17 protein-coding genes and 1 tRNA gene are annotated in these 24767 nt (G+C 63.2%); 7 read left to right on the plus strand and 11 right to left on the minus strand.

Translation table 11 applies throughout. The features are described 5' to 3' along the window. Positions 1-49: 49 nt before the first annotated feature. From xseA to NW855_RS02725, 4 genes are all read left to right on the plus strand, one after another. Positions 50-1255: an exodeoxyribonuclease VII large subunit gene (xseA, locus tag NW855_RS02710; RefSeq protein ID WP_414402460.1), complete on the plus strand. Its 1206-nt coding sequence runs from the start codon at positions 50-52 to the stop codon at positions 1253-1255. After that, positions 1236-1472 (plus strand): exodeoxyribonuclease VII small subunit, encoded by a 237-nt coding sequence (gene xseB, locus NW855_RS02715; protein ID WP_414402459.1) that lies wholly within the window; start codon positions 1236-1238, stop codon positions 1470-1472. The genes xseA and xseB overlap by 20 nt, the downstream gene beginning before the upstream one ends. Before the next feature lie 101 nt (positions 1473-1573). After that, a complete protein-coding gene (gene folD, locus NW855_RS02720; RefSeq protein ID WP_011430792.1) occupies positions 1574-2443 on the plus strand; it encodes a bifunctional methylenetetrahydrofolate dehydrogenase/methenyltetrahydrofolate cyclohydrolase FolD in 870 nt (289 codons plus the stop codon). Positions 2444-2773: 330 nt separating this feature from the next. Further along, a complete protein-coding gene (locus NW855_RS02725; RefSeq protein WP_414508313.1) occupies positions 2774-5380 on the plus strand; it encodes a DUF3536 domain-containing protein in 2607 nt (868 codons plus the stop codon). A 99-nt stretch (positions 5381-5479) separates the two neighbouring features. Here NW855_RS02725 and NW855_RS02730 read toward each other — a convergent pair. After that, positions 5480-5553 (minus strand) — tRNA-Pro (locus NW855_RS02730). Positions 5554-5668: 115 nt separating this feature from the next. On the opposite strand from NW855_RS02730, the gene NW855_RS02735 reads away from it, so the two are divergent. After that, positions 5669-6130, plus strand: a complete 462-nt coding sequence (locus NW855_RS02735) for an HHL1-like protein (protein ID WP_011430790.1) — start codon at positions 5669-5671, stop codon at positions 6128-6130. Here the strand turns inward: NW855_RS02735 and NW855_RS02740 are convergent. The 6 genes from NW855_RS02740 to NW855_RS02765 form a co-directional block, all read right to left on the minus strand. Continuing rightward, entirely contained in the window at positions 6127-7038 is a 912-nt protein-coding gene (locus NW855_RS02740; RefSeq protein WP_011430789.1) for an alpha/beta fold hydrolase, read from the minus strand. The genes NW855_RS02735 and NW855_RS02740 overlap by 4 nt on opposite strands. A gap of 136 nt (positions 7039-7174) precedes the next feature. Continuing rightward, on the minus strand, positions 7175-8806 hold the full coding sequence (locus tag NW855_RS02745; protein ID WP_099883769.1) for an alpha-D-glucose phosphate-specific phosphoglucomutase: 1632 nt from the start codon (positions 8804-8806) through the stop codon (positions 7175-7177). A 77-nt stretch (positions 8807-8883) separates the two neighbouring features. Continuing rightward, complete coding sequence (locus tag NW855_RS02750) at positions 8884-13593, minus strand: alpha-2-macroglobulin family protein (RefSeq protein WP_414508314.1); 4710 nt, start codon at positions 13591-13593, stop codon at positions 8884-8886. A 51-nt stretch (positions 13594-13644) separates the two neighbouring features. Then, positions 13645-14871, minus strand: coding sequence for a type II secretion system F family protein (locus tag NW855_RS02755; protein ID WP_011430786.1), 1227 nt, complete (start codon positions 14869-14871; stop codon positions 13645-13647). 160 nt (positions 14872-15031) lie between these two features. Continuing rightward, positions 15032-16174 (minus strand): type IV pilus twitching motility protein PilT, encoded by a 1143-nt coding sequence (locus NW855_RS02760; RefSeq protein WP_099834829.1) that lies wholly within the window; start codon positions 16172-16174, stop codon positions 15032-15034. A gap of 160 nt (positions 16175-16334) precedes the next feature. After that, entirely contained in the window at positions 16335-18407 is a 2073-nt protein-coding gene (locus NW855_RS02765; RefSeq protein WP_414508315.1) for a GspE/PulE family protein, read from the minus strand. Positions 18408-18834: 427 nt separating this feature from the next. Between NW855_RS02765 and NW855_RS02770 the strand changes: the two genes are divergently transcribed. Further along, positions 18835-19917, plus strand: coding sequence for a dipeptide epimerase (locus tag NW855_RS02770; RefSeq protein ID WP_414508316.1), 1083 nt, complete (start codon positions 18835-18837; stop codon positions 19915-19917). Beyond that, entirely contained in the window at positions 19917-20978 is a 1062-nt protein-coding gene (locus NW855_RS02775) for a DUF1611 domain-containing protein (protein ID WP_414402994.1), read from the plus strand. The genes NW855_RS02770 and NW855_RS02775 overlap by 1 nt, the downstream gene beginning before the upstream one ends. A gap of 2 nt (positions 20979-20980) precedes the next feature. Here NW855_RS02775 and lpxB read toward each other — a convergent pair whose 3' ends face one another. From lpxB to NW855_RS02795, 4 genes are all read right to left on the minus strand, one after another. Then, the gene (gene lpxB / locus NW855_RS02780) at positions 20981-22171 is read right to left on the minus strand and encodes a lipid-A-disaccharide synthase (RefSeq protein WP_099813040.1); all 1191 of its coding nucleotides are present in this window, start codon (positions 22169-22171) and stop codon (positions 20981-20983) included. Beyond that, a complete protein-coding gene (gene lpxA / locus NW855_RS02785) occupies positions 22168-23079 on the minus strand; it encodes an acyl-ACP--UDP-N-acetylglucosamine O-acyltransferase (protein WP_414348434.1) in 912 nt (303 codons plus the stop codon). The genes lpxB and lpxA overlap by 4 nt, the downstream gene beginning before the upstream one ends. Before the next feature lie 273 nt (positions 23080-23352). Next, positions 23353-23853 (minus strand): 3-hydroxyacyl-ACP dehydratase FabZ, encoded by a 501-nt coding sequence (fabZ, locus tag NW855_RS02790; protein WP_011430776.1) that lies wholly within the window; start codon positions 23851-23853, stop codon positions 23353-23355. Positions 23854-23932: 79 nt separating this feature from the next. After that, a partial coding sequence (locus NW855_RS02795) for an RNA-guided endonuclease InsQ/TnpB family protein (RefSeq protein WP_414508317.1) occupies positions 23933-24767 on the minus strand: 835 nt, incomplete at its 5' end.

Genomic DNA, 24767 nt, shown 5'->3' on the forward strand with positions numbered 1-24767 from the left:
TTTAGTTCCGTAAGACAATATGTTGTTCAGTAAATTCAGGACTAGAGGCTTGCCCCTGCTCTCGGTGGGGGGAGTGTCCGGCTACTTGAAATCGCTGCTGGCCGGGGATCCCTACCTGGCCAGGCTGTGGGTGGTGGGAGAAGTCTCCAGTTGCCAGCGCAGCCGCAACGGCCACCTGTTCCTGACCCTGGTGGATCCGGAAAGCGGCGACCTCCTCAAGGGGGTTGTGTGGCAAAGTCAGACTGCCCGGCTCAGCTTCTGGCCAGAAGTGGGGCAACGGGTGCTGGCCCTGGGTCAACTTGGCATCTACAGCGGCGGCAGCTACTACCGCCTGGTTATCTGGCAACTGCTGCCGGCGGGCGAGGGGCTGTTGGCGTGGCGGTTTCAGCAGCTTAAGGCCCGCCTTGCCGCCGAAGGCCTGTTCGACAACCAGCGGCCCCTGCCCACCCACCCTCAGTGTATTGCCGTCGTCAGCTCTCCCGACGCCGCTGGCTGGGGCGATATCCGCCGCACCCTCAACCAGCGCTACCCCGGGCTGCGGGTGCTGTTTGCGCCAGCCCAGGTGCAGGGGGAGGCGGCCCCGGAGTCGATTGTGCGGGCCATTCGCCGGGTGGAGCGGGACGGGCGGGCGGAAGTGCTGATCGTGGCCCGGGGGGGCGGATCCGGCGAGGACTTGGCCTGCTTTAACGACGAGCGGGTGGTGCGGGCCATTGCCGAGTGCTCCATTCCGGTGGTGACCGGGATCGGCCACCAGCGGGATGAGACCTTAGCTGACTACGCTGCTGACTATGCGGCGCACACCCCCACAGCGGCCGCCGAGCGAGTTGTGCCCGATCTGCGAGAACTGCAGCGCCAGGCATTCCAGTTGCGCCAGCAGCTTGTCGAGCGCACCCTGCATGCTCTGGAAAAAGCTGAACAGCGTTGGCACCACGCCCAGCGCCGCCTAGCCCAGGTGCATCCGGAGCGGCTGCTGCAGCAGGCCCAGGAGCGCCTAGCCCAACAGCAGCAGCGCCTCGTCCAGGCCGTGCGCCACCGTCTCCAGCAGCAGCAACAGCGCCACCAAGCTCTCCAGCAGCACCTGCAAGCCCTCGATCCTGCCGCCGTTCTCAGGCGGGGCTATGCCCTGGTGCGCGACGAGCGGGGATCCCTGGTCCGCAGCCACCGCCTGCCGCCCCAGACCCGGCTGAGGATACAACTGGCCTCGGGCAGCCTCTGGGCCCGAGTGGAGGAGAGCCATGAGCCGCCGCAAACGTGAGGATCCCTGGCGCTACGAAGCAGCCATCGCCGAAGTGGAAAGTCTGATTGCCCAGATCGAATCGGGAGAGCTGGATCTGGGGGAGGTGGTGGAGCGCTTCCAACAGGCCGCCCAGACCCTGAAGCGCTGCGCCGAGTTTTTGGAGGAAAAGCGGCAGCAGGTGGAGATCCTCATCGAGGAATTGAACCAAGACGACGAAGACTGGCAAGCATTCTAGGGATCCCGCTCTGCCGTCGCCTCTTTGCTGCGCCGAGGCTTGACGGACAATGCTCGACCCGTAACAATCGTCAAGTTGTCAAGATGTCTTCTGGGGCCCCCATGTCTGCCAAGATCCTGGATGGCAAAGCCTTGGCTGGCCGGCTGCAAGCCGAGATGGCCGCTCAGGTGCAAGCTTGGCTGCCGCGGGTGGGGCGTCCGCCGGGATTGGCGGTGCTGCGGGTGGGGGAGGATCCCGCCAGTGCTGCCTATGTGCGCGGCAAAGAGCGGGCCTGTGAGCGAGTGGGCATTGCCTCCTTTGGCCGCCATTTTTCCGCCCAAGACTCCCCCGCCCATCTGCTCGACGCCATCGCCCAACTCAACCAGGACGAGCGCGTCGACGGCATCCTCGTGCAACTGCCTCTGCCCCCCGGCTGGGATCCCATCCCGCCCCTTCTGGCCATCGACCCCGCCAAAGACGTGGACGGTCTCCACCCCCTCAACCTGGGCCGGCTAGTGCGCGGCGAGCCCGGCCTGCGCAGTTGTACGCCTCTAGGTGTGATGCGCCTGTTGCAAGCGGAAGGGATCCCCATTGCCGGACGAAAAGCGGTGGTGGTCGGCCGCAGCCTCCTGGTGGGCAAGCCCCTGAGCCTGATGTTGTTGGCCGCCGACGCAACGGTTACCGTGGCCCACTCCCGTACACCCAACCTGGCCGAAGTAACCCGCAGTGCCGACATTGTGGTCATGGCTGTAGGGCGTCCTCGCTTGCTCACGGCAGACATGGTGAAGCCGGGCGCCGTGGTTGTCGATGTAGGCATTAACCGTATCCAAGACCCTGACGGATCTGAGCAGTTGGTGGGAGATGTGGACTACGAAGCGGTCAAAGAGCGGGCCGCTGCCATCACGCCTGTACCAGGCGGCGTGGGGCCGATGACGGTGACGATGCTGCTGGCCAACACCCTGGAAAGCTACAAGCTTCGCAGCCACCTGTAGCCTGGAAGCTGTCCTCAAAATCCATGAACAACTGCCAATGGCCGGCCACCAGGAGGGAGCCTTGGAGACATCAGTGAGGCTTTTTGTATAGCTTGTTACTCCGAGTGGCAGTGAGATCGGGTCATCTTCGGGCTTGCTCAAGAGTCTTCGCTGGGGGAACGCAAGAAGATTGCTAAGCAATAGTTATTCGCCGTCAAATTTTTGTCCAAGTCCTTTACGTTGACAGTCGCAGATCGGGGATCGCTGTAACGTATGGATATGAACTTAGGTTAACTAGCAGCCCGTCTCCCCAGAACTGAAGCTCCGAGGGCGGGCAAGGAGTAGGGTCTCATGCTGCCGAGTGGCTCCAAAAACGCCTCTATGCCGGCGGCCGAATCAGGGCAAGGGGATCCGGCTCCCTTTTTAGCTGATGCTAGCTCTCCGCCTCCGCGAGCTACAACCACCGCTCCCTACGTGGTGCTGCACGGTCATTTCTACCAGCCGCCGCGGGAGGATCCCTGGCTAAACCGCATTGAGCGCCAGCCCAGCGCTGCCCCCTTCCACGACTGGAACGAGCGCATTCTGGCGGAGTGTTATCGTCCCAACGCCTTTGCCCGCATCCTGGACGAGCAGGGGCGGGTGGTGCGCATTGTCAATAACTACGAATTCTTGAGTTTTAACTTTGGCCCCACTCTCCTCTCCTGGTTGGAGGAGCACGATGTTGAAGTGTACCAACGCATCTTGACTGCCGACCGCCTCAGCGCCGAGCGGCTGGAGGGGCATGGCAATGCCATCGCCCAGGTCTACAACCACGTCATCCTGCCCTTGGCCAACGAGCGGGACAAGTACACCCAGATCCGCTGGGGGATTGCCGATTTCCAGCATCGCTTTGGCCGCTTTCCCGAGGGCATGTGGCTGGCGGAAACCGCCATCGATGCGGCAACGGTTAAAGCCTTAGTCGACTGCGGGATCCGCTTTGTCATCTTGGCACCCAGCCAGGCGCAGCGCATTCGTCCTTTGGGTCAAACGGAATGGATCGATGTCAGCCAGGGTCAGATCGATCCCAGCCGGCCCTACCGCTGCTTTACCCAGGATCGCAGCGGCTACCTGGACATTTTCTTTTTTGATGGCCCTATCTCCCGGGATCTTGGCTTTGGCGATATCGTCTACAGCACCCAGTCGCTGGCGGAGCGGATCCGGCTGGCCATCCGCCCTGACAGAAAAGGGGAACCCTATCTGATCAACTGTGCTACCGATGGCGAGACCTTTGGCCACCACAAGCGCAGCGTGGAGCGCACGCTGGCCTACGCCTTTTGCGAAGAGTTTCCCCGGCGGGGGTGGCAGGTGGGCAACTACGGCCACTTCCTCAGCCACCATCCCCCCACCTGGGAGGTGCAACTGAAGCCGGTCACCGCCTGGAGCTGCGCCCACGGGGTAGGACGGTGGTCGCGCGACTGCGGCTGTGGGGCGGTTCCAGGCTGGCACCAGCGCTGGCGGCAACCGCTGCGGGAGGCCCTCAACTGGCTGCGGGATCAGTTGGCCGAGATCTACGAGACGGAGGCCAAGGCCTACCTGCGGGATCCCTGGCTGGCCCGGGATCGCTACATCGAGGTGATCTTGGATCGGGAGCGCTGCGAGGCGTTTTTGCAGGAGCACCAGAGCCACCGCCTCACTGCCGAAGACCGAGTGCAGGTGCTGCGCCTACTGGAGATGCAGCGCTACGGCCAGTTGATGTTTACCAGTTGCGGCTGGTTCTTCGAGGAGCTCTCGCGTCCTGAGGGAGTGCAGATCCTGCGCTACGCGGCGCGGGCCATCGAGCTGGCGGCAGCAGTGGCGGATGTGGATCTGGAAGAAGAGTTTCTGGGCCGCTTGAGCAAGGCTCCCAGTAACCTCGACCTATACAGAGATGGCAAGGGGGTTTACTGGGCTTTGGTGCGCCCCGCTTTGATCAGCCCACAGCGGCTGGTGGCCCAGCACGCCCTGCTTTCCCTGTGCAACGGCATGCCCCGAGCCCCCGGATATATGCTGGAGCCGGTGGATCAGGAGCGCCTGGCTATAGGGGGATCCACACTGCTCGTCGGGCGGGTGAAGCTCGCCTTTCCCAACACCGGCGAAGAGCACGACCTCATCTACGCTCTCCTCCATCTGGGCGGCTGGGACTTTCAGTGTGGGGTTAAGCCGTTTACAGGGCGGCGCAGCTACGAGCAGTTGAAAGCCACCCTGCTATCTGGATCCCGCAGCCGCATCCAGCTAGTCCTAACCCTGCAAGAGCTGTTTGGCCCGGAAACCTTTGACCTCAACGCCCTGATTGAGGAAGACCGGCAGCAGATGCTGCGCTGGCTTACCCAAGACACGTTAGATCGCCTGGCCCAGCTCTATCGCCAAACCTACCTGGAAAATTACGGGGTTTTGATGGCTTTTCGGGCCGATGGCCTGCCGATCCCGGAAGAGCTGTTGGCTGCCGCGCAGATCACTCTCAACCAGCGCCTGTTGAGCAGCTTGCGGGCGATGGAAGTGGAAGGGGGCAAGCAGGATCACCTGCTGGAGTTGCGGGCAATCGCCCGCGAGGCGGAGCAGTTGGGGTGTCAGTTGCGGCGGGAGGAGGCGGCCCGGGTTTTGGATCGGCTCTTGCAGCGGGGGATGTGGCACCTTGCCCACGATTTTGAGCCGGAGAGCTTTGGCGAACAGCTCCACAACCTGGAGGAGTGGCTAAAACTAGCTGACGATCTGCGCCTGCCCATCAACCTGGATCGCCTCCAGGAGCTCTACCTGCTGGGTCTGGAACGGCAGAGAGAACTTCAACTGCATCTGGCTGAAGGGAGCGCGAGCGGCCCAACCCACCTTCGAGAAGAAGGCCAGGAGATCCCTGGCGAAACCTTGCGCCGCCTCTTCCAGCTTGGGCAGCGGCTCCGCGTTAACGTCAACGCCTGGCTGCGTCACCTACAACCCCACCAGTGATCTGAGTGCCGCAGGCTGCGCTTTTGCCCCTCTGCTGCCCAAGGGGAAGAGGGCCTTAGGCTCGAAGGATGGCCGTTGCCCCACATTTTCCTGAATCTATCGGGATGACAGGATTCGAACCTGCGACCCCTTCGTCCCGAACGAAGTGCGCTACCAAGCTGCGCTACATCCCGAGGAGCAATCCAAATCCAAGGTTTTGTAAGTATAGCATGCCATGCATGGCATCTTCCCGCGGGCGGGAGTCGTTCTGCGCTAAGCTATGGGGATCCACCGTTGCCCTACTGGAGTATGAGTCAGCCCAAGGGTTTCAGCCAATCCAAGCCAGAGAAGAAACCGGCCAAGGCCAACACGGCCAAGCGCAAGGAAGCCGCCAAACGCTACGACGAGCTGAAAGCCAAGGGGATGCCGGAGTTCGCCATTTTTGCCCGGCGCCGCCAAGCTGAGCCCGGCAAACCCAACCCCTGGCTGCCCGTGGGATCCCTGGCGGTCAGTCGCTCCAGCGCCATCCACCAGGCCATCTTCCAAAACGAGGAAGAGCTCAAAAAAGCAGCCGTCCGCCTCTTTCCCCGTCTTAGCAAAGTCAAAGACGAGCTGGAGTTTGGCTTTCGCCTTAAGGACAAAGAGTTTCAAGACGAGCCCATTCAGGTGGCAGTTCGGCCCCAGCCTTCGCCCCTTCAGAGCTGGATAGACAGGGTGCGCAAGTGGCTGGGCCTGGGCAAAAGAACTACCCAAGCCTCCAAGAAAGGCTAAGCCGTGGCAAAGGCTTTGGGTAGCCAGCTCAAAATCAAGGGGTTGACAATCTCTGGGCGCTCGTCGTGGGGGCAATGGCCCGTATCGGGAAGAGGGAAAAATTGGTAGTCGATCCCCTGCACATGGTTTTGAAAGCCGCGACCCCGCTGAATAGGCGTCCAGGGATCCCGTTCCCCCCAAATCACCAGCAGCGGACAGCGCACCTGGGGCAGCAACGCTTCCGGCGTAGGGCCAGGGGGAGCCGTGAGAACAGCGGCAAACACCTGCTGCGCTCCCGGCTCACAGGAAGGGGCGTAGAGGATCTCCACCAGCTCGTCAGTGATGGCGGCAGGGTTGCAGTACACCTGTTTCAGAGTGGCGCGGATCCGCTGCCGCTGCCGCACCCAATCAAACAGAAGGGGCCCCGTGACCGGCGAGGCCACCAGAGCAGTGAAGGTGGCCATGAAAAGGCGGGCCAGCGGGCTGAGCTCGTGGGAGCGGTGGTTGAGACCGCCGGCACAGTTGAGCAGCACGGCTCCAGCAACAAGCTGGGGATAGCGGGCAGCCATGAGCAAGCTGAGCAAGGCGCCGATAGAGTTGCCGATGAACACCGCCGGCTGCCGCACATGCTGCCGCCAAAAATCCGCCAGCAGCTCGGCCCACAGCTCCAGACTGTAGGCAAGGGCCGGCTTGGCCGAGCCGCCAAACCCCAGCAAATCCAAAGCATAGACCCGGTATCCCGCCGCCGCTAGCACAGGGATGTTGTGCCGCCAGTGGCCAATGGAGGCCCCAAAGCCATGCACCAAAATCAGTGGGGAGCCAGATCCCTGGACGACGTAGCGAATGGCGTGACCCCGCCAGCTCCAGGTTTGGGGAGCAAAAGGGGCAATGGGATCGGCTGCCAAACTCGCAGGAGGAGCAGTGAACACAGACAGAAAAAAGATGTGGAGGCGTTGTGGAAGGGTCCCCACCTCCTCATCCTACCGCCACTCTCGAGCGTCTTTCTCTGCCGGCCATTGCCCCCAATCCCTCCCCCCAGAGAGATCTAGCTTCTCGGCAGAACTCTCAGGTGATCACATCCGGCTGCTGCCGACCGGTGCGGGCGCGGATCTGGGCGAAGTGATCCGCCAGTTGGATCAGCTCGGCCAGGGCCACCTGGGGATCCAGGCCGTGCCGGCTGGGATCCGGCTCAAACCGCTCCAAGTACACCCGCAGGGTGGCCCCGTGGGTGCCGGTGCCGGAAAGGCGGTAGACGATGCGGGAGCCGTCCTCAAAGCCGATGCGGATCCCCTGGTTGCGGCTGGTGCTGCCGTCCACGGGATCGGTGTAGCTGAAGTCATCGGCATAGGCTACTGTTTGGGAGCCAAAGCGCTGCCCCACCCAGCTTGCCACGGAGCGCCGCAAGTGCTCCATCAGCTCCTCGGCCACCTCCACCGGTAGCCCCTCGTAGTCGTGGCGGGAGTAGAAGTTGCGCCCGTAGGTGCGCCAGTGGTCTTCCACAATCTGCCGCACCGACTGGCGCCGCACGGCGAGGATGTTGAGCCAAAAGAGGACAGCCCAGAGGCCGTCTTTTTCCCGGATGTGGTGGGAGCCGGTGCCGAAGCTCTCCTCGCCGCAGAGGGTAACTTTGCCGGCATCCAGGAGGTTGCCAAAAAACTTCCAGCCGGTAGGCGTCTCGTAGCAAGGGATCCCCAGCTTGGCCGCCACCCGGTCTGCTGCCTGGCTGGTGGGCATGGAGCGGGCGATCCCCGCCAGCCCCTCCCGGTAGCCGGGCACCCGGTGGGCGTTGGCGGCCAACACCGCCAGGCTGTCGCTGGGGGTCACGTAGAAGCGGCGGCCCAGGATCATGTTGCGATCCCCATCCCCGTCGGAGGCGGCGCCGAAATCCGGCCCATCTTCTCGAAACAGCAGCTCCACCAGGGCGCGGGCATGCACCAGGTTGGGATCCGGGCGGCCGCCGCCAAAGTCCGGCAGCGGCTGGCCGTTGAGGACGCTGCCCTGGGGCGCCCCTAGAGCTCCCTCCAGGATGGCGTGGGCATAGGGGCCGGTGACGGCGTGCATGGCGTCGAAAGCGATGCGAACCCCGGAGGCCAGGTAGTCGCGGATGGCGTCGAAATCAAACAGGCGCTGCATTAGGCCTAGATAGTCGGCCACCGGGTCGATGACGGAAACCGTCAGGGATCCCAGCCGCTGCTCCCCCAGGCGATCCAGGTCCACATCCGGGGCTTGCAGGATGCGGTACTCCCGGATCTGCTGGGTGCGGGCGTAGATGGCCTCGGTCACCTTCTCCGGGGCAGGGCCGCCGTTGCCGATGTTGTACTTGATACCGAAGTCTCCCTGGGGGCCGCCGGGGTTGTGGCTGGCGGAGAGGATGATGCCGCCGTAGGCCCCGTATTTGCGAATTAAGCAGGAAACCGCTGGCGTGGAGAGGATCCCCCCCCGGCCCAGCAGTACTCGCCCGATGCCGTTGGCTGCTGCCATCTTGAGCAGGATCTGGATGGCTTCCCGGTTGTAGTAGCGGCCGTCTCCGCCCACCACCAGGGTTTGGCCGGCGGATCCCTCGAGGACGTCAAAGGTGGATTGGATGAAGTTCTCCAGGTAGTGGGGCTGCTGGAACACCTGCACCGGCTTGCGCAGGCCGGAGGTGCCCGGCTTTTGGTCGGGAAAAGGGATGGTGGCCACGGTGCGCAGGATCATAGGCTGCCCAACTCTGCTCGCCCCTCTACTATCTCATCGTTGGGGCCTCTAGGGAGGATCCCTGGGCAGCTTCAAGCTCAGGGCAGGACTTTGAGCGCCTGGCCAGCGCTGCGGCCATAGCGGCTGGGATCGTACATCTCCTCGACAAGGGCAGGGGCCACCTGGAATTGGCCAGGGATCTCGGGACGGAAGAGGTAGACGAACTCGTGGCGGCCCCGCTTGAGCTCGGTGCTGAAGAAGGCCACCCGGTCGTCCCGGTTCTCTTGATGGGCCCAAAACCAGTCCCACCAGTAGTCGGCGGCAAGCCCTCGCGGATCCCGGGAGGTGATCTCGGCGCCGCTGGGCAAGGGATCCTCGATCACCACGTAGTGGCTATCCCGCTCAGCTTCCACCGTCAGCCGGGCCAGGAGCACCTCGCCCGCCCGCACCGCCTCGCCGGGGCGCAGGAGCTGTTCCCGGTAGCGGATCTCGCCATTGGCTTGGGGCTGGGGCTGTAGGCGGAAGTAGCGGCGGCTCACCGTGAAGCCCTGGCTGTCGGGGGGCGGCAGCTCCGGCAGAAAGGCCTCTCCCCGCAGGCTGTAGTAGAGGGGGCCGGGGCCGGATTTTTCCAGGCGCAGGCGGCGCAGGTTACTCACTTCGGCGTCGTCCCAGTCCAGCACCTGGCGAGGATCCTGAGGACCGGCCTGCCACTGGGCCAGTTGCGCCCCGCTTACCCCATCTTGCACCCGCACCTGGCGGGGGCCAGGCTGTTGCTGTTGCTGGGCTTGGTAGTGGGCCACCAGGCCCAGGAGGGCGTCGGCGGTGGCTTTGGTGGTGCGCCAGCGGTTGTCCTGCCGTTGCTGGAGAAGGGCGGTGGCGATCTCCCCGGCGCGGCCATCCTGGAGGCGCACGGCCAGTTGCAGGAGGGGCCCGGCCACCTCCAGGTCGTCGTAGGTGGGGCGTTCCCCGGCTGGCGGAGCGGAGGCGGCAGGAATAAACCAGCGGCCCTGGGGATCCCTTTGTCGCCGTTGCAGACCTTCCTCCAGAGCCGCCTGGGCGAGATCCCGCTGGCCCCGTTGCAGGGCGGCCAGGCCGCGGTAGGCCAGGCCAAAGGTGGAAAGCTGCGGCGGCGGCGGCAGCTCGGCAGTCACCAGCGCCGGATCCCAGAGGGCCAGGCTGTAGGCCACAAAGGCCCGCAGATCGGGGGAGAGGCGTTGGAACGGCTGCCCAGCCAGATACTCCAAAGCCCGCCGCACCCGCCACTCCTTGAGGGCGTAGCCGGCGGCCTGGGCGAGATGATAGCCCTGCAGGATGTAGGCGGTCAGGTAGGGGTTGCTGGTGTCGTAGGCCCACCAGCCCCAGCCGCCGTCGTAGTTCTGGGATTCCTCCAGCCGCTGCAGGCCGGCCCGAACCACCCGCGGCAGCCGCTCCAGGGTGGGCAAGCGCAAGCTGAGGCCCAACTGCTCGCCGGCCTGGGCCACCGCCAAGGCGGGCAAAAAGCGGCTCAAAGTCTGCTCGGTGCAACCGTAGGGGAACTGCACCAGGTAGTCCAAGGGCCCCAACAGCTCCGCTGCGGGGCTGGCGGCCAGTTCCAGATGCAGGTGTCGGGATCCCGGCACCCAGGTGGCCGGCCAATCCAAAGGCAGCTCAAGGCCATCCTCCTGCAGCCGCCCCGTTTGGAAGAAGCGGTGCACTGCCCCTAAGGGCTGACTGGGGATCCGCAGTTGCAGCGCATCCTGCAGCCCCTCCCCTTGTGCCCAAACCCGCAGGGGGGTCTCGCCGGCCCCCAGCACCCGTAGGGGCCATTCCACCCGCTCCGCCCTCTGGGCCGGCACGGTAAGGCGTTGTCGATCCGGGCCTTGCAACGCCAAGTTGGCGGGCACTTCCAGCCCCACCTCCACCGCCTGGGCTTTTGTGGTGCGATTTTGCACAACAGCGGCCAAGGTGAGTTGATCCCCCACCTGGAAAAAGCGAGGGGTGGCCAGGCGCACCAAGAGGTCTTTGCTGACGGCGACGCTGGCCAGGGCGGATCCCACCTGGGTGTCGGCGGTGGCGGCGCGGGCAGTCAAGCGCCAGGTGGTCAGGTTATCCGGCCAGCGCACCTCTACCTGGGCCAGGCCATCGGCGTCGGTAACCAGATCCGGGAACCAGGCAGCCGTGTCGCGAAAGTCTTCCCGCACCTGGCCGGCCAGCTTGTCGGCGCCGCCGGGATATTGTTGCGGGAAAGAGGTGGTGGTGGTGACTTGGTTGTCCTGGCGCCCGTAGAAGAAGCGGCGGATATCGGGGGTAAAGTCGGGCCGGAGCAGGTAGAGGGCATTGTCCACGATCCCCAGCCCCACCTCGGCGCTGACCGGCTGCCCTTGGGCATTGCGGGTGCGGATTTGAATTCGGGCCGTCTCCCCCGGCTGGTAGGTGGGCTTATCCGTCTGCAGCTCCACCTGCAAAAAGCGATCCAGCGGCGAGACCCGCAGCAGCGCCTCGTTCTGGTACAGCCGCCGCTCTGGGCCAACGACAGTGGCGGTGACGTAGAGGTTGGGGCGATACTCCTCCCGGATGGGCAGGCGCAGGGTGGCCGTATGCCCCTGCAGGCGCAGCAGTTGTACCTGGTGCAGCCGGGATCCCTCCAGGCCCACCAGCACCGGCAGATCCGGCAGCGGCGAGGCGATCAGGATCTGGGCCTCTTCCCCCACTTCGTAGATCTGGCGATCCGCCACCACCTCCAGGCTGGGCAGGGATCCCCAGCTTTGCAGGGGGCTGCCCGGCTCCACCACCCAGAGAGAGGCGACCTCCTGCACGCGACGGCGGCGGGGATCCTGGGCCGTCAGCCGCACCCGGTAGCCTCCCGGCTGCAGGTCGGCGGGCAGGCGCAGAACTAGGCTGCCCTCGCCGTTGACGACTTGAAAAGGTTGCCGCACCAGGGTGGCTTGCCGTCGGTAGGCGCTGCTCTTGGGATCCCAGCGCCAGCGCTCCAGGCTCAGCTCCCCGGCGGTGCTGACGGGGCGGCCATCGTAATCGCGGGCTTGCAGCCGGTAGGTGAGGGTATCCCCCGGAGCCGGCAGATGGCGGTTCACTTCCGCAAACAGAGCAAATTCGCCAGCCGTGACCCAGGCCCGCGCCGATCTTGTTACCGTCCGGCGGCTGATATCGGTCACCTCCACCTCGATGCGCAGTTGCTGCACCTCTTGGGGGCCCCAGTAGCTGTCTTCTTCCCAGTTGAGATCCTGCAGCAGGCGATCCAGGCGAAACTCCGCCCGCCCTTGGGCATCCGTCACCCCTTCTCCTTCCGCCACCAACTGGCCGTAGCCGCCGTAGTAGCCCTGCTCCTCTCCCAGGTCGTCGGCGAAATAGTCTTCCTCGGCAGAACGGGGCAACAGCCCATAGCGCAGGCTCCAGTCGGGGCTGCTGTAAACTCGGTAGCGGAGCTGGGCAGCGGCCACCGGCGCGCCGAAAAGATACTCGGCCTCCACCTGCACCTTCAGGGATCCCCCCCGCACCAGCCAAGGCCGGTCGGGCACCACCGTCACCTCAAACTCCGGTTTGCGGTAGGCTGCCACCCCAAAGTCGGTGGACTCGCGGCTGGATCCCTGGAACTGCCACTCTAGGCTGTAGCTGCCCAGGGGGGTTTCTTCCGGCAATTGAAACTGCCCGTGGACGCTGCCGAAAGCGTTGGTGGCCAGGGTCTGCTCCTCCAGCACATCGCCGTTGGGAGCGGCGAGGGTTACTTGCAGCGGCTGGCCTGCCGGGGGCGGGGTGAGGCGGCCTTGCTCCCGCACCAGGGCGCGAAAATAGACCGTCTGGCCGGGGCGGTAGAGGGGGCGGTCTGGGTAGGCGTAGATGCGGTACGGCTGGTTCCAGCCGTAGGTGTAGCTGCGGGACAAAACCTGCAACGTGTTGTCGGCGCTGCGGCCATAGACCACCAACGAGGATCTCTCCCCCGCCGGCAAGCTAAACTGGGCCAGCCCCTCCTCGTCGGTGGTGGCCGTCAAGGGATCCCCCCACTCCCCAAAAACTTGGATCTGGATCCCCGGCAGAGGACGCAATTCCTGCAAATGCACCGCCTGCACCACCAACTGGCTGGCATCCTGTTTCTGGATTAGGCCCAGGTCGCTTACCAAAAGCCACTCCTCAGAACGGGGCAAAGGTGCACTCGGGTTCAGCGGCTCCTGTCCTTCCGCCTCCAGCCAGTAGGCCCCCGGCGGCAGGATCCCCAGATCCAAGGTGCGGGTCACCTCTTCTCCCCCCAGCGGCTGCTGCCAACGGCGCAGCAGCTCTCCTCGCAGGGTGGAATACAAATCCGGATCCAGGGATCCGTAGCCGAGGGCCAAACTCCGCAAGCGAGGGGATCCCTCCAGATCGGCCAGGGAAAAGCGGTAAACGGCAAACTGCACCGCCCTCAAGCCACTGGCCCTCCACTCCAGCCGCGCCGGCTCGGCGGTCGTGAACACCTGGCTGGTGCTGTAGAGGTAGAGGCTGGGGGGCAGAAGCTGCGGGCGCAGGAGAGGAGCAGAAGCTACTGACCCTTCCCGCACCTGCACAGGCCTCTCGCTGAAGACGGTTTCCAGGCCGGATCCCCGCACCGTCACCCGGTATTCCCCAACGGGCAATTGATCCAAGCGATACTCGCCCTCCGCAGACGGGCTGACGCTGCGGCTCACCGGGCCGGCGGCAATCACCTGGACGTTCCCCGGCGCCACCCCTGCCGGCAGCTCCACCCGCCCCGTCAGGGATCCCGTCGGCGGCTCCGACAGCAAAACCGCCAGCCCCACGGCCAAGAACACCCCCAGGGCCACCAACCAGCGCCGCAGCATGGGATCCCTTCCTCCTTCCTATGTGTCCTGGTTGCCCTGGGGACGGGGTCGCTACTTCACCAGCTCGAACACGTTGAACATCGGCAGGTACATGGCCACGATGATGCAGCCCACCATCCCCCCCAAGATCACGATCATCAGCGGCTCCAGCAGGCTGGTGAGGGCGCGCACCGCCTCCTCCACCTCCAGCTCGTAGAAGTCCGCCGTCTTCATCAGCATGGCATCCAGCTCCCCCGTCTCTTCGCCCACGCTGATCATCTGGATGGCCATGATCGGGAAGACCTTGGCCTTATCCAGGGCCGGGGCGATCTGGCCCCCTTCCGAGATGGATTGGCGGGCGGCGTCGATGGCGTTGGCCACCACCTGGTTGCCGGAAGTGTCGCGCACAATTTCCAACGAAGTCAGCACCGGCACCCCAGAGCGGGTCAAGGCCCCAAAGGTGCGGCAAAAACGGGCCACCGCCGACTTCTGGATCAGATCCCCGAAAATGGGCAGCTTGAGGGCCAGCGCGTCGATGGTCTCCTTGCCGGCGGGGGTGCGATAAAAGCGGCGGAAGGCAAAGAAGACCGCCACCAGAAAGCCCACCAGGCCCAAGCTGTACTGGGGCGTGCGCAGGAACTTGCTGATGTTGATGAAAAACTGGGTAAAGGCGGGCAGCTCACCCCCCAAGTCGTTGTAGATGCTCTCAAAAGTGGGCAAGATAAACAGCACCATGCCCAAAAAGATTAAGACGGCCAAGATGGTCACCACCACCGGGTAGGTCATGGCCGATTTAATTTGCTTCTGCAGGCGATCCATGTCCTCCAGCAGCTTGGCCAAGCGGTTGAGCACCTCGTCCAGCACGCCGCCCACCTCCCCCGCCTGCACCATGCTGCAGTAGAGGCCGTCGAAGGCATCCGGATAGGGGCGGATGGAATCGGAGAGGTTTTTCCCCGCCTCCACCTCCGCCCGAATCGCCCGCAGGTATTTTTTGAGCTTGGGGTTGCCGGTTTGCTCCTCCATGATGGTGAGGGAGCGCACCATCGACACGCCGGCGTTGATCAGGGCAGCAAATTGCCGCGAGAACACCGCCTTGTCCCGAATGTCGATGGATCCCAGCATCGAGAAATCAAAAGAGGTCTCCAGCGAGAAAAAGGGCTTTTCTTCCTGAATGTCCTCTGGCTTGGCAAAAACGCCCTCTCGGCGCAGCCGTGCACGCGCCTCGGTCAAGTTGTTGGCCACCACCGTCAGGCGTACCGGCTGACCGGCCTTTAACCCCCGAACCTTGTAGCGCGGCATAGCTTACCCCCGATTCAAACTCATGATGAGAGGGTTCGAGTTGTGGGATCCAGCCCCCGAACTTTGGGCAACTAACTTTCTCAGCTAGAGCTTAGCCACAAATTGAGGCGGCGGCCAGAGATCGGCAAGAAGACCTCACCCCGGGACGCGGCGCTGCGGCTCAACGACGGACGGCAACCCCCGCTGGACGCTGGTGTTGAGCTGCCGCGGCTGGCGAGGGCCCGGCAACGTTGCCCAACAGCCGCTGCAACTCCTCAGGGCGAGAGGTCTTGGACATGGCCGTCTCGAAGTCAATCTTGCCCTGCAGGTAGAGGTTGGCCAGATCCTGCTCCAGGGTCTTCATGCCCTGCTTGCCGCCCGTCTGGATGGCCGAGTAGATCTGGGCGGTCTTTCCCTCCCGAATCAGGTTGGCAATGGCCGGCGTCACCACCATGATCTCTTGCACCAGCACCCGCCCGGGCTCTCCCGGCTTGGGGTTGAGGCGGCGGGCCAAAGTTTGCGAGAAGACGGCCTTGAGGGAGTTGGAGAGCTGCACGCGGATCTGCTGCTGCTGCTCCGGCGGGAACACGTCCACCAGGCGATCCACCGTCTGGGCGGCAGAGCTGGTGTGGACCGTGGCAAAGCAGAGGTGGCCGGTCTCGGCGGCGGTGATGGCCAACTGGATGGTTTCCAGATCCCGCATCTCCCCGATCAGGATCACATCCGGATCTTCCCGCATCGCCGCCCGCAGGGCATTGGCAAAGCTCTTGGTGTCTTCGCCCAACTGCCGCTGGTGGATGATGCTGCGGATGGGAGTGTAGATGTACTCGATGGGATCCTCGATGGTGAGGATGTGCTCGGCCCGCTCGCGGTTGATGAAGTCGATGATAGCGGCCAAAGTGGTGGACTTGCCGGATCCCGTCGGGCCGGTCACCAACACCAGGCCCCGAGGCAGACGGGCCATCTCCTTACACACATCCGGCAGGCCCAGCTTGTCGATGTTGGGGATCTCAGAGGCCAGCGCCCGCATGGCGCAGGCGTAGGTGCCGCGATCCCGGTAGACGTTGACGCGGAAGCGCCCGATCCCGCGCACGCCGTAGGAGCAGTCCAACTCCCAGTTCTGCTCCAGGTGTTTGCGCTGGGTGTTGTTCAACATGCTGAAAATGAGCCGCTGCACCTCCTCAGGGGTGAGGGGCTCGTGCTCGGTTGGCTGGAGTTCGCCATTGATGCGGAAATAGGGGGGCAAACCGGCTGAGATGTGGATGTCAGAACCGCCCCTGCGGACGATTTCTTCCATCAGGTCTTCGATCATGAGTTGTGGCATAGGGCTGGTGTCTCCAATCGGTAAGCTGAGTCAGGCTGGGTTCGACCTAGGAGTTGTCGATGAAAAACCCTTCTAAAGCCGGGCTAGAGGCAACCCTCCAGGACTCGTATAGGACTGTTATAATCAGCACCTTGGCGGCGTCAAGAGCCAGGCGCCTTGCCTAAAACTTCGGCGTCAGGCAGTAGGGGCAATCCATCCAGTCTACCTGCAGGGCGGCGCCACAGTTGCGGCAGGTGCTAAGGGCCTTGGCACGGGCCTTCAGCTCCGTTTCCAAACCCTTGTCGGTGAGGATAACCCGATCTACCTCCTCCAGCGTGGTCAGGCCCTGCTTTACCAGCATCAAGCTGTAGGCGAGCAGGGTTTTCATGCCGCTTTCGACAGCGGCTTCCTTGATGACCTCCGTGGGAGCCCCCTTGTTGATCAACTCGGCCAGGCGGTCGTTCATGCGCATGAACTCGTACACCCCCACGCGGCCTTTGTAGCCCACGCCCCCACATTTCTCGCAGATGGGCTTGCCGGTGGCTTTGCGCTGCTCGATCTCTTTGGGGGAGAGCTTGTTGGCTTTGTAGAAGGTGAGCTGTTCGCCGTCGCCGCTGAGGCTGAGGCCATAGCGGGCCAACTCCTCGGATGTGGGGTGGTACGGGATCCGACATTCGGTACACACCCGGCGCATCAAGCGCTGGGCCAACACCCCCAGCAACGAGCTGGAGATCATAAATGGCTCGATCCCCATCTCCGTCAGACGGGCGATGGCACCGGGGGCATCGTTGGTGTGCAGCGTGGTCAACACCAAGTGGCCCGTGAGGGAGGCTTCGATGGCGGTTTTGGCCGTCTCGTGGTCGCGGGTTTCCCCCACCAGGATCACATCCGGGTCTTGCCGCAAGAAGGCGCGCAGGATCATGGCAAAGTCCATGCCCTTTTCTCGGATCACCTGCACTTGGGTGATCCCCGGCAGCGAGTATTCGATGGGATCCTCGGCGGTGCTGATGTTGATGCCGGGATCGTTCACTTCTGCCAGCGCCGAGTAGAGGGTGGTGGTTTTCCCGGATCCGGTGGGCCCGGTTACCAAGATCAGGCCAAAGGGTCGCCTGACAACCTCCTTGAAGCTGGCCAGGGTCTCTGGGTCGGTGATCAGCTTGTCCAGGCCGAGCTGGGTGGCGGAGTTGTCCAGAACCCGCAGCACGATCTTCTCCCCGTAGCGGGAGGGCAGGGTGCTGACCCGGAAGTCCACCTTGCGCCCCTTGAAGACGCGGCGAATCCGCCCGTCCTGGGGCATGCGCCGCTCGGCAATGTTCAAATTGGACATGATTTTGAAGCGAGCGGTAAGGGCAGGGACGATCTTCTTGGGAAAGTTTTCAAAAGCCTGCCGCAACACCCCATCTTTGCGGAAGCGGATGCGCAGGTATTCTTCTTGTGGCTCGATGTGGATGTCGGACGCCCCGTCCTGCAGGGCCTTGACCAGGATCTGGTTGGACAGTTTAATAATCGGGGCATCATCTGCCGATTTGACCTGCTGCTCCAGGGATCCCTCGCCAGCCTCATCGACGGCGACATCCTCGATGCTGTCCAGATCGAGCTCGGCGATGTTGACCACCACCTCTTCTTCCTCTTGGGGGGCAACTTGGCTGGCGACATCTGTGTCGTTGATCCCCTTGACAGCCAGCAGTTCCGCCTGTGCATCCATGTAGCGGTTGATCAGGGTCTCGAAATCCCGCTGGGTGAAGACCCGCCGCTGCAGCTTCAGCCCCTGGATGCGGAAGCGCCGCTGGATGTCGTCCAGCGCCTGCAGGTTGTCCGGCCTGACCATCGCCACCAGCACTTGGTTGTCTTGGCGGCGGATGGGCAAGAACTTGTAGCGGTTGCAGATGTCGAGAGGCAAGAGCGAGTCGATGAGCCCGATCATCTCCGAGATCTCCACCGGCTCCAAATCGATGTCGAGGGGGGGGATCCCGTAGATGATTTTCAGCTCAAAGAGCTGCTGCCGCTTGTAGGCCCGCTCCAGGTCAGGGGTGATCTCTTTGCCGACAATCTCTTTGACCACCATGGCTAGGGCCTTGCTGCCCCCTTCGCGATCGGCTTTGAGGGCGTTTTGGATGTCCTGGATTTGCTTATCGTCGGCAAAGCCCAGCTCTTTGAGCTTGCGGCCGAAAGGAGTGATGCTGACGTTGGCAATGGCCAGGGCTTTGCTGGCCGCAACGCTGCGACGGGTTAGAGGAGTAGGAAGGTCATTCATGCTGCCGGGCCACCCAGGATGTATTCACATAATGACTGCAGTTAACCGCAGGGATCAACGGTGGGGACATGCAGGCCTGCGCGTCCCAAAGGGCGCTGCCCATGGCCTTACTATGCCCCAACTTGGTTGAAACTTAAATCCCCCTTCCTAGTTCCGGCAGGGTGGTGACGCCTGTCTGGTCAGGCCGGGATCTTCGCCGGATCCACGGGGCCGGTTGGGGGCCTGCTTCCAGAGAGGGATCAGCTTAAGATGGGGAGCAGGCCGGCGGCTTGCGAGCCTTTCCGACGGGAGAAGCCTGCTAACTTGTCCCCTTTCTCGAGACAGCTTCTGCCAATGGCTGAGATCGGTCGAAAATAGGGCGGGCAACGCCAAGCTGATGGGAAATTCGGGGGACAAGCTAAGCTCAAAGGGACGGAGTCGGCCCAACTTGTTCAGGATTACCTCGCTGCAACTGCCCATGCGGCTCTACGTCGAACCCTTTACCGTTCACAAGCGCTATGCCCTCACCCTCAGCCGCGGCACCTATACCGAGGCCACGCTGGCCTGGGTGCGGATCGAAGAGGAGGGGATCGAGGGCTGGGGGGAGGCCTGTCCTTTCTCGGTGAGCGAGGACTGCCACCAGTCTTTGGAGGATATCTTGGTGGGTTTGGAGGTGGCTAAAGGGATCCTACGCCGCTATTCCCCCTGGGAGCGGCAGGCCGTCGAGGCGGAACTGCTGCAGGCCGGGATCCCTTCGGCAGCGCGGGCAGCGGTGGATATGGCCCTGCACGATTGGATGGGCAAACGTCTGGGGATGCCCCTGTGGCAGGTGTGGGGGCTGGATCGCTCTCGCATTCCGCCCACGACAATGACGATCGGCATCTCCACCCCGCAGGCGGCCCGCCAGCGCGCCTTGGCCTGGATGGAACAGACCCAAGCGCGGGCCTTTAAGATCAAGCTGGGCAGCGACTCGGGGCTGATGGCGGATCAGAACATGCTGATTGCTGTACAAGAGGTGATCCCGCTGGGATCCCTGATTACGGTGGATGCCAATGGGGCTTGGACACTGGAGCAAAGCCTGAGCATGAGCAATTGGCTGGCGGGGCAGGGGGTGAGCTACTTGGAGCAGCCCCTGGAGAGGGGCCAGGAGGCGAAGCTAATCACCCTGTGGCACGAGTCGAAGCTGCCCATCTTCGTGGATGAGAGTTGTTTCGACAGCCGCGATATTCCCGCCCTGGTGGATCGGGTGCACGGCATCAACATCAAGCTGATGAAGTGCGGCGGCCTTAGCGAAGCCTGGCGCATGATCCACATAGCCAGAGCCCATGGGCTACAGGTAATGCTGGGCTGCTACAGCAACACCGCTTTGGGCAACACGGCAGCGGCCCACTTGGCGCCGCTAGCGGACTACGTGGACTTAGACAGCCACCTCAATCTCGTCGACGATCCCTTTGCCGGGGCCATCCTGCAGGACGGCTGCCTGCTCCCCACCGACCGACCGGGCTTGGGGGTAGAGCTGAGGGAGGAATGATGGGAAAGCCAGGATCCCTGTCCAGCGAAAGTCGCGTGGCCATCCTGCTCCACGGGGGATTGCTGGGGGAGCATGGGAAAACGGGGCTGGGGCTGCTGCGCTACGGCTCCTTCCCGGTGGTGGCGGTGATCGACCGGGAGCAGGCGGGGGGATCCCTGGCCCAACTCACGGGCATTGCCAAAGACATTCCCATCGTAGCCTCGGTGCAAGAGGCGCTGGTTTACGGCCCCGAGGTGTTGGTGATTGGGATCGCTCCTTCCGGCGGCCAGTTGCCCCCTGAGTGGCGGGAGGAGCTCTGCCAAGCCCTGCAAGCCGGCTTGTCTTTAGCAAACGGGCTGCACACCCCCCTAGCGGAAGATGCCCAGTTGCGGCAGTGGCTGCAGCCGGGAGCCTGGATCTGGGACATTCGCCGCGAACCCCCTGGTCTGGGAGTAGGGAGGGGCCTAGCTCGCTCTCTCCCCTGTCGGCGGGTACTGACGGTGGGCACCGATATGGCCGTGGGCAAAATGTCCACCAGCCTGGAACTGCACCGGGCCAGCCTGAAGCGCGGCCTGCGCTCCCGCTTTTTGGCCACCGGACAAACCGGGATCCTCATCAGCGGCGATGGGATACCCCTGGATGCGGTGCGGGTGGACTACGCCAGCGGCGCTGTGGAGCAACTGGTGTTGCGCTATGGATTTGACCACGACATCCTGCACATCGAAGGTCAGGGATCCCTGCTCAACCCCGCCTCTACAGCAACCCTGCCCCTGTTGCGGGGATCCCAGCCCACCCACTTGATCTTGGTCCACCGAGCTGGGCAAACCCACATCAAAGGGATGGACTACGTACCCATCCCTCCCCTGCGTAAGGTCATCGAGCTGTACGAACAGGTGGCCAGAGCTGCCGGCGCCTTTGCCCCCGTGCCGGTGGTGGGGGTGGCCCTCAATACCTTCGGTTGGGAGGAGGAAGCCGCCCTGGCCCAGATCCGCCAGGTGGAAGTGGAGACCGGGCGGCCCTGTACCGACGTGGTGCGCTTTGGGGCGGATCCCCTCTTGGATGCCATTCTCTCGACAGGCTAGCCTCAGGGATCTCCCTTAGGGCGAGTTTCGCTGTCGAGCACTTCCAGGATGGCCTTGGCCGCACGGGCCAGAACTCCCGGCTCCCCTAGAGCTGCCCGCATGGCGGCGTAGTCAGCCTGCAGTTGGGTGCGGCGCTCGGGCCGAGTCAGCAGCTCCAAGGCCAGTTGGGCGACTCGCTCTGGCTGGGCCTCCTCCTGGAGGAGTTCCGGCACAATGGGGCGCATCAGCACCAAGTTGGGGGGAGACATAAAGGGCACCGACACCTTCAGCCAATGGCGGGCCAGCCAAAAGGTAATTGGGTTGAGGCGGTAGATCACCACCTGCGGGATCCCCAAAATGGCCGCCTCCAGGTTGACAGTTCCCGACTTGGCCAGCACCAGGTCGGCGGCCGCCAACAGCAGGTGATGCGCCTTCGGAGGCGAAGGGCGAGGCAAGAGAAGGGTGAGATCCTCCAGCCCATAGCGGCGGGCGGCTTGGGCAATCGGGGCGGCAAAGCGGGGCGAGGCCAGCGGCGCCCAAAACCGCACCTGGGGCAGGCGAGCCCGCAACAGCCGCGCTGCCTGGAGCAAGATGGGCAAAACCGAGCGCAGCTCCTGGCGGCGGGAGGCCGGCAGCAGCGCCACCACCATCGCTTCCTCAGGGATCCCTAACTCAGCCCTGGCCTGAGCGCGACCGGGTACACTCGCCAAAATATCCAGCAGGGGGTGGCCCACATAGCAAACCTGGGCACCTGCTGCGGCGTAGTAGCGGGCTTCTTCAGGGAAAATCGCCACCATCAGTCGCATCTGCTGGGCTAGCCGGTAAGTGAGGCGGCTGTTGGGCGACCACACCCATTCTTGGGGGGCAATGTAGTAAACGGCAGGGATGCGTCGCCGCTGCAACAGGCGGGCGATGCGGCTATTGATGCCGATGTAATCCACCAGGATGGCCAAATCAGGCGGGTCTTGCGCCAGGAAGCGGCGGATCTTCCACTCCGTCCATAGGGCAGGGCCGACGAAGGGGAGAGCCTCCAGAATGCCGATAGAGCTGATCTCCGTGGTGCGGTGCAACAGATTGGCCCCCGCAGCGGCCATCTCCTCTCCCCCAACTGCCGTGATGCGTAGGTGCGGGCGTTGGCGCAGCAACTCGCGGATGAGATGGCCGGCCTGCAGATCCCCGGAGACTTCTCCGGTGCAGATAAACAGATGGCTCACAGGTCGTCCTCTTCTCTGCTGCGGCGCAAGGCCGGCAGAGGGCCGCGCCGTTGGGGTTGGGAAAGGGAATCTTCCAAAAATTGCAGCAGATGGAGCAGGGATCCCGTCTCGTCCACCAGCTCTTTCCCCTGCAGGGAGAAGATGCTAGAGCCCCCCTCGCTTCGCAGACTCTCCCGCAGCGTTTGCAGCGCTTTTTCCAGGGGCAAACCGGAACGGTAGAGGAGCCGGTAGGCCTGCCGCAAGGCCGCCAGGGATCCCTCCATCCCCTTGGCTCGCCGCAACCCCACCAAGTTAAGGCCCCGGATGCGGGCCGGGTGCCCCTCCACCAACATGTAAGGCGGCACGTCGCGATCCACCCGGCTCATGGCCCCCACCATAGCCAGGCGCCCCACACGGGTAAACTGGTGGATCCCGACCATGCCGCCGATGCGCGCCTGCGACTCAATGTGAATGTGGCCAGCCAGGGAGACAGCGTTGGTGATCACCACCTGATTTTCGATGACGCAGTTGTGGGCGACGTGGACGTAGGCCATCAGCAGGTTGTGATCGCCGACCACCGTCGCTTCCCCTTCATTGGTGGCTCGGTTGATGGTGACGAACTCGCGGATGCGGTTGCCCTTGCCGATCACCACCTGAGAGGGCGCGCCGCTGTACTTCAGATCCTGAGGCTCCGTGCCCAGCACCGCCCCCGGAAAAATCTGGTTGTCCTCGCCAATATCTGTCCAACCATCGATCACCACGTGGGCCCCCACCACCGTACGGGCGCCAATGCGCACATGCTCGCCGATAACCGCATAGGGGCCAACTTGTACCGTCTCGTGCAACTCAGCCTTCGGATGGATCACCGCTGTGGGATGAATCCGAACAGAGGAGTTGGGAGTGGATCCCGCTGAAGCCAACGAACTCATTTCTAACCTAGCCAGCAAATGTAGCTACGCTCCCAACCCTGCGATTAGGGCTTGCTTGGGGAGGGCACAATCCTCCACCGCTCTGCTGTGAAACTCCGACCGGGAGGTGAAAGCAGCACTTGACATGCCCCTATCCCAACACTTTAGCAGGGTCTTTCCACGCCAAGTTGCCTCCGCTGGGCTCCTCCTCGATGGGGAAAACAGATGGCCACCCCCCACTTGCCCCGCGGTTGCGGAGCGCCAAAGGCCCCGCTGCTGGCCGCTGTTGGCCCATCAATCCACCAGGGAGAACATCAGCTCCCCTTCGGTCACCAACTGTCCCCCCACCTGGGCCCGACAAAACATCTTGCCGATGCGTTTTTGCCGGATGGTGAGCAAATTGGCTGACAGCAGCAACTGATCCCCCGGCAGCACGGGGCGGCGGAAGCGAACGCCATCGATGCCGGCAAAGAGAGCCAACCGCCCAGCCACATCCGGCAACTTGGTCAACACGATCCCCCCCAACTGCGCCATGGCCTCGACGATCAGAACGCCGGGCATGATCGGTCGGTTGGGGAAGTGCCCCTGGAAAAAGGGCTCGTTGAAGGTGACGTTTTTCAGGCCCACCGCCCGTTGCCCTGGTTGATACTCCACCACGCGATCCACCAGCAAAAAAGGGTAGCGATGGGGCAGGATCTCCAGGATTTGATCCGTGGTGAAGACGGGGGGAGCGGTTGCCAACTGGGCAGCTGCTTCAGCCGAGAGAAGAGGTGGAGGAGAGACATCAGAGGACATAGTAACCCACAGAGCCAGAAGACAAACCGTGAAACCGTGACGTACTCCCGCACTCATGCTGACGCATAGAGTGCAGGCTTCATGGCTTACGCCACGCTTCGCCAACAGTGACTCCTGCCCAATGGCAGGACATTTCCTGAGCTTGAAGAACGGGACGCCCCACCGCTCTGGATTTGATGACCCTCGCCGAGTTGTGATCCCTGCCAATCCTCAACCCACAGTGCGGACAATCGTGCCACCGCTCATGCAGCTTTTTGGGCACATCTCGACCACACCCCGAGCACCCTTGACTGCTGCCGCGGGGATCCCCTGCAATCGTCAACAGCCCAGCTCTTTCAGCCTTGGCTGCCAAAATTTGCAGGAACTCACCCCAACCGGCGTCATGGATAGATTTGGCCAACCTTGTCCTTGCCAGACCTTTGATGTTCAATGCCTCATGGGCTATGTGTCTCCCTTTTTGCAAAAGCTGATGAGCAACTTTGTGGTGGAAATCCCGGCGCTGGTTGGCTACTTTCTGATGTGCCTTGCTCAACCTCTTGACCGCTTTCTGGTAGCGGTTTGACCCCTTCTGCTTGCGCGATACAGACCGTTGCAGCCGCTTGAGGGGCTTTTGCGCTTTACGGTAATACTGAGGAACCTCGATAACCTCACCCTCATCGGTGACCAAGAAAGAGCTTAGCCCCAGGTCTATCCCCATCGTGTTTTCCCACGTTGGCGTGTCAGGGCTCCATTCCGGGACAGACGAATCCTGCAAACTCAAGGTGACGTACCACCCATCCACCTTGCGGGTGATGGTGGCCGTTTTGATAACAAACCCCTCAGGCAAAGGACGGTGTTGGACCAGCTTGACCGGCCCAATCTTGGGCAGATGGATAAACTGCCCTCGAATGCAGTCCTGCTTCATCTGAGGGAAG

Source organism: Synechococcus sp. RC10B2, from assembly GCF_047502635.1.

Excerpts from the sequence above, each read along its gene's own strand:
- NW855_RS02745 (WP_099883769.1), bottom strand. The coding sequence starts at position 8,806 with ATGATCCTGCGCACCGTGGCCACCATCCCTTTTCCCGACCAAAAGCCG.
- NW855_RS02735 (WP_011430790.1), top strand. The coding sequence starts at position 5,669 with ATGAGTCAGCCCAAGGGTTTCAGCCAATCCAAGCCAGAGAAGAAACCG.
- fabZ (WP_011430776.1), bottom strand. The coding sequence starts at position 23,853 with ATGTCCTCTGATGTCTCTCCTCCACCTCTTCTCTCGGCTGAAGCAGCT.
- NW855_RS02760 (WP_099834829.1), bottom strand. The coding sequence starts at position 16,174 with ATGCCACAACTCATGATCGAAGACCTGATGGAAGAAATCGTCCGCAGG.
- NW855_RS02755 (WP_011430786.1), bottom strand. The coding sequence starts at position 14,871 with ATGCCGCGCTACAAGGTTCGGGGGTTAAAGGCCGGTCAGCCGGTACGC.
- folD (WP_011430792.1), top strand. The coding sequence starts at position 1,574 with ATGTCTGCCAAGATCCTGGATGGCAAAGCCTTGGCTGGCCGGCTGCAA.
- NW855_RS02725 (WP_414508313.1), top strand. The coding sequence starts at position 2,774 with ATGCTGCCGAGTGGCTCCAAAAACGCCTCTATGCCGGCGGCCGAATCA.
- xseB (WP_414402459.1), top strand. The coding sequence starts at position 1,236 with ATGAGCCGCCGCAAACGTGAGGATCCCTGGCGCTACGAAGCAGCCATC.
- NW855_RS02765 (WP_414508315.1), bottom strand. The coding sequence starts at position 18,407 with ATGAATGACCTTCCTACTCCTCTAACCCGTCGCAGCGTTGCGGCCAGC.
- NW855_RS02750 (WP_414508314.1), bottom strand. The coding sequence starts at position 13,593 with ATGCTGCGGCGCTGGTTGGTGGCCCTGGGGGTGTTCTTGGCCGTGGGG.
- lpxA (WP_414348434.1), bottom strand. The coding sequence starts at position 23,079 with ATGAGTTCGTTGGCTTCAGCGGGATCCACTCCCAACTCCTCTGTTCGG.
- NW855_RS02775 (WP_414402994.1), top strand. The coding sequence starts at position 19,917 with ATGGGAAAGCCAGGATCCCTGTCCAGCGAAAGTCGCGTGGCCATCCTG.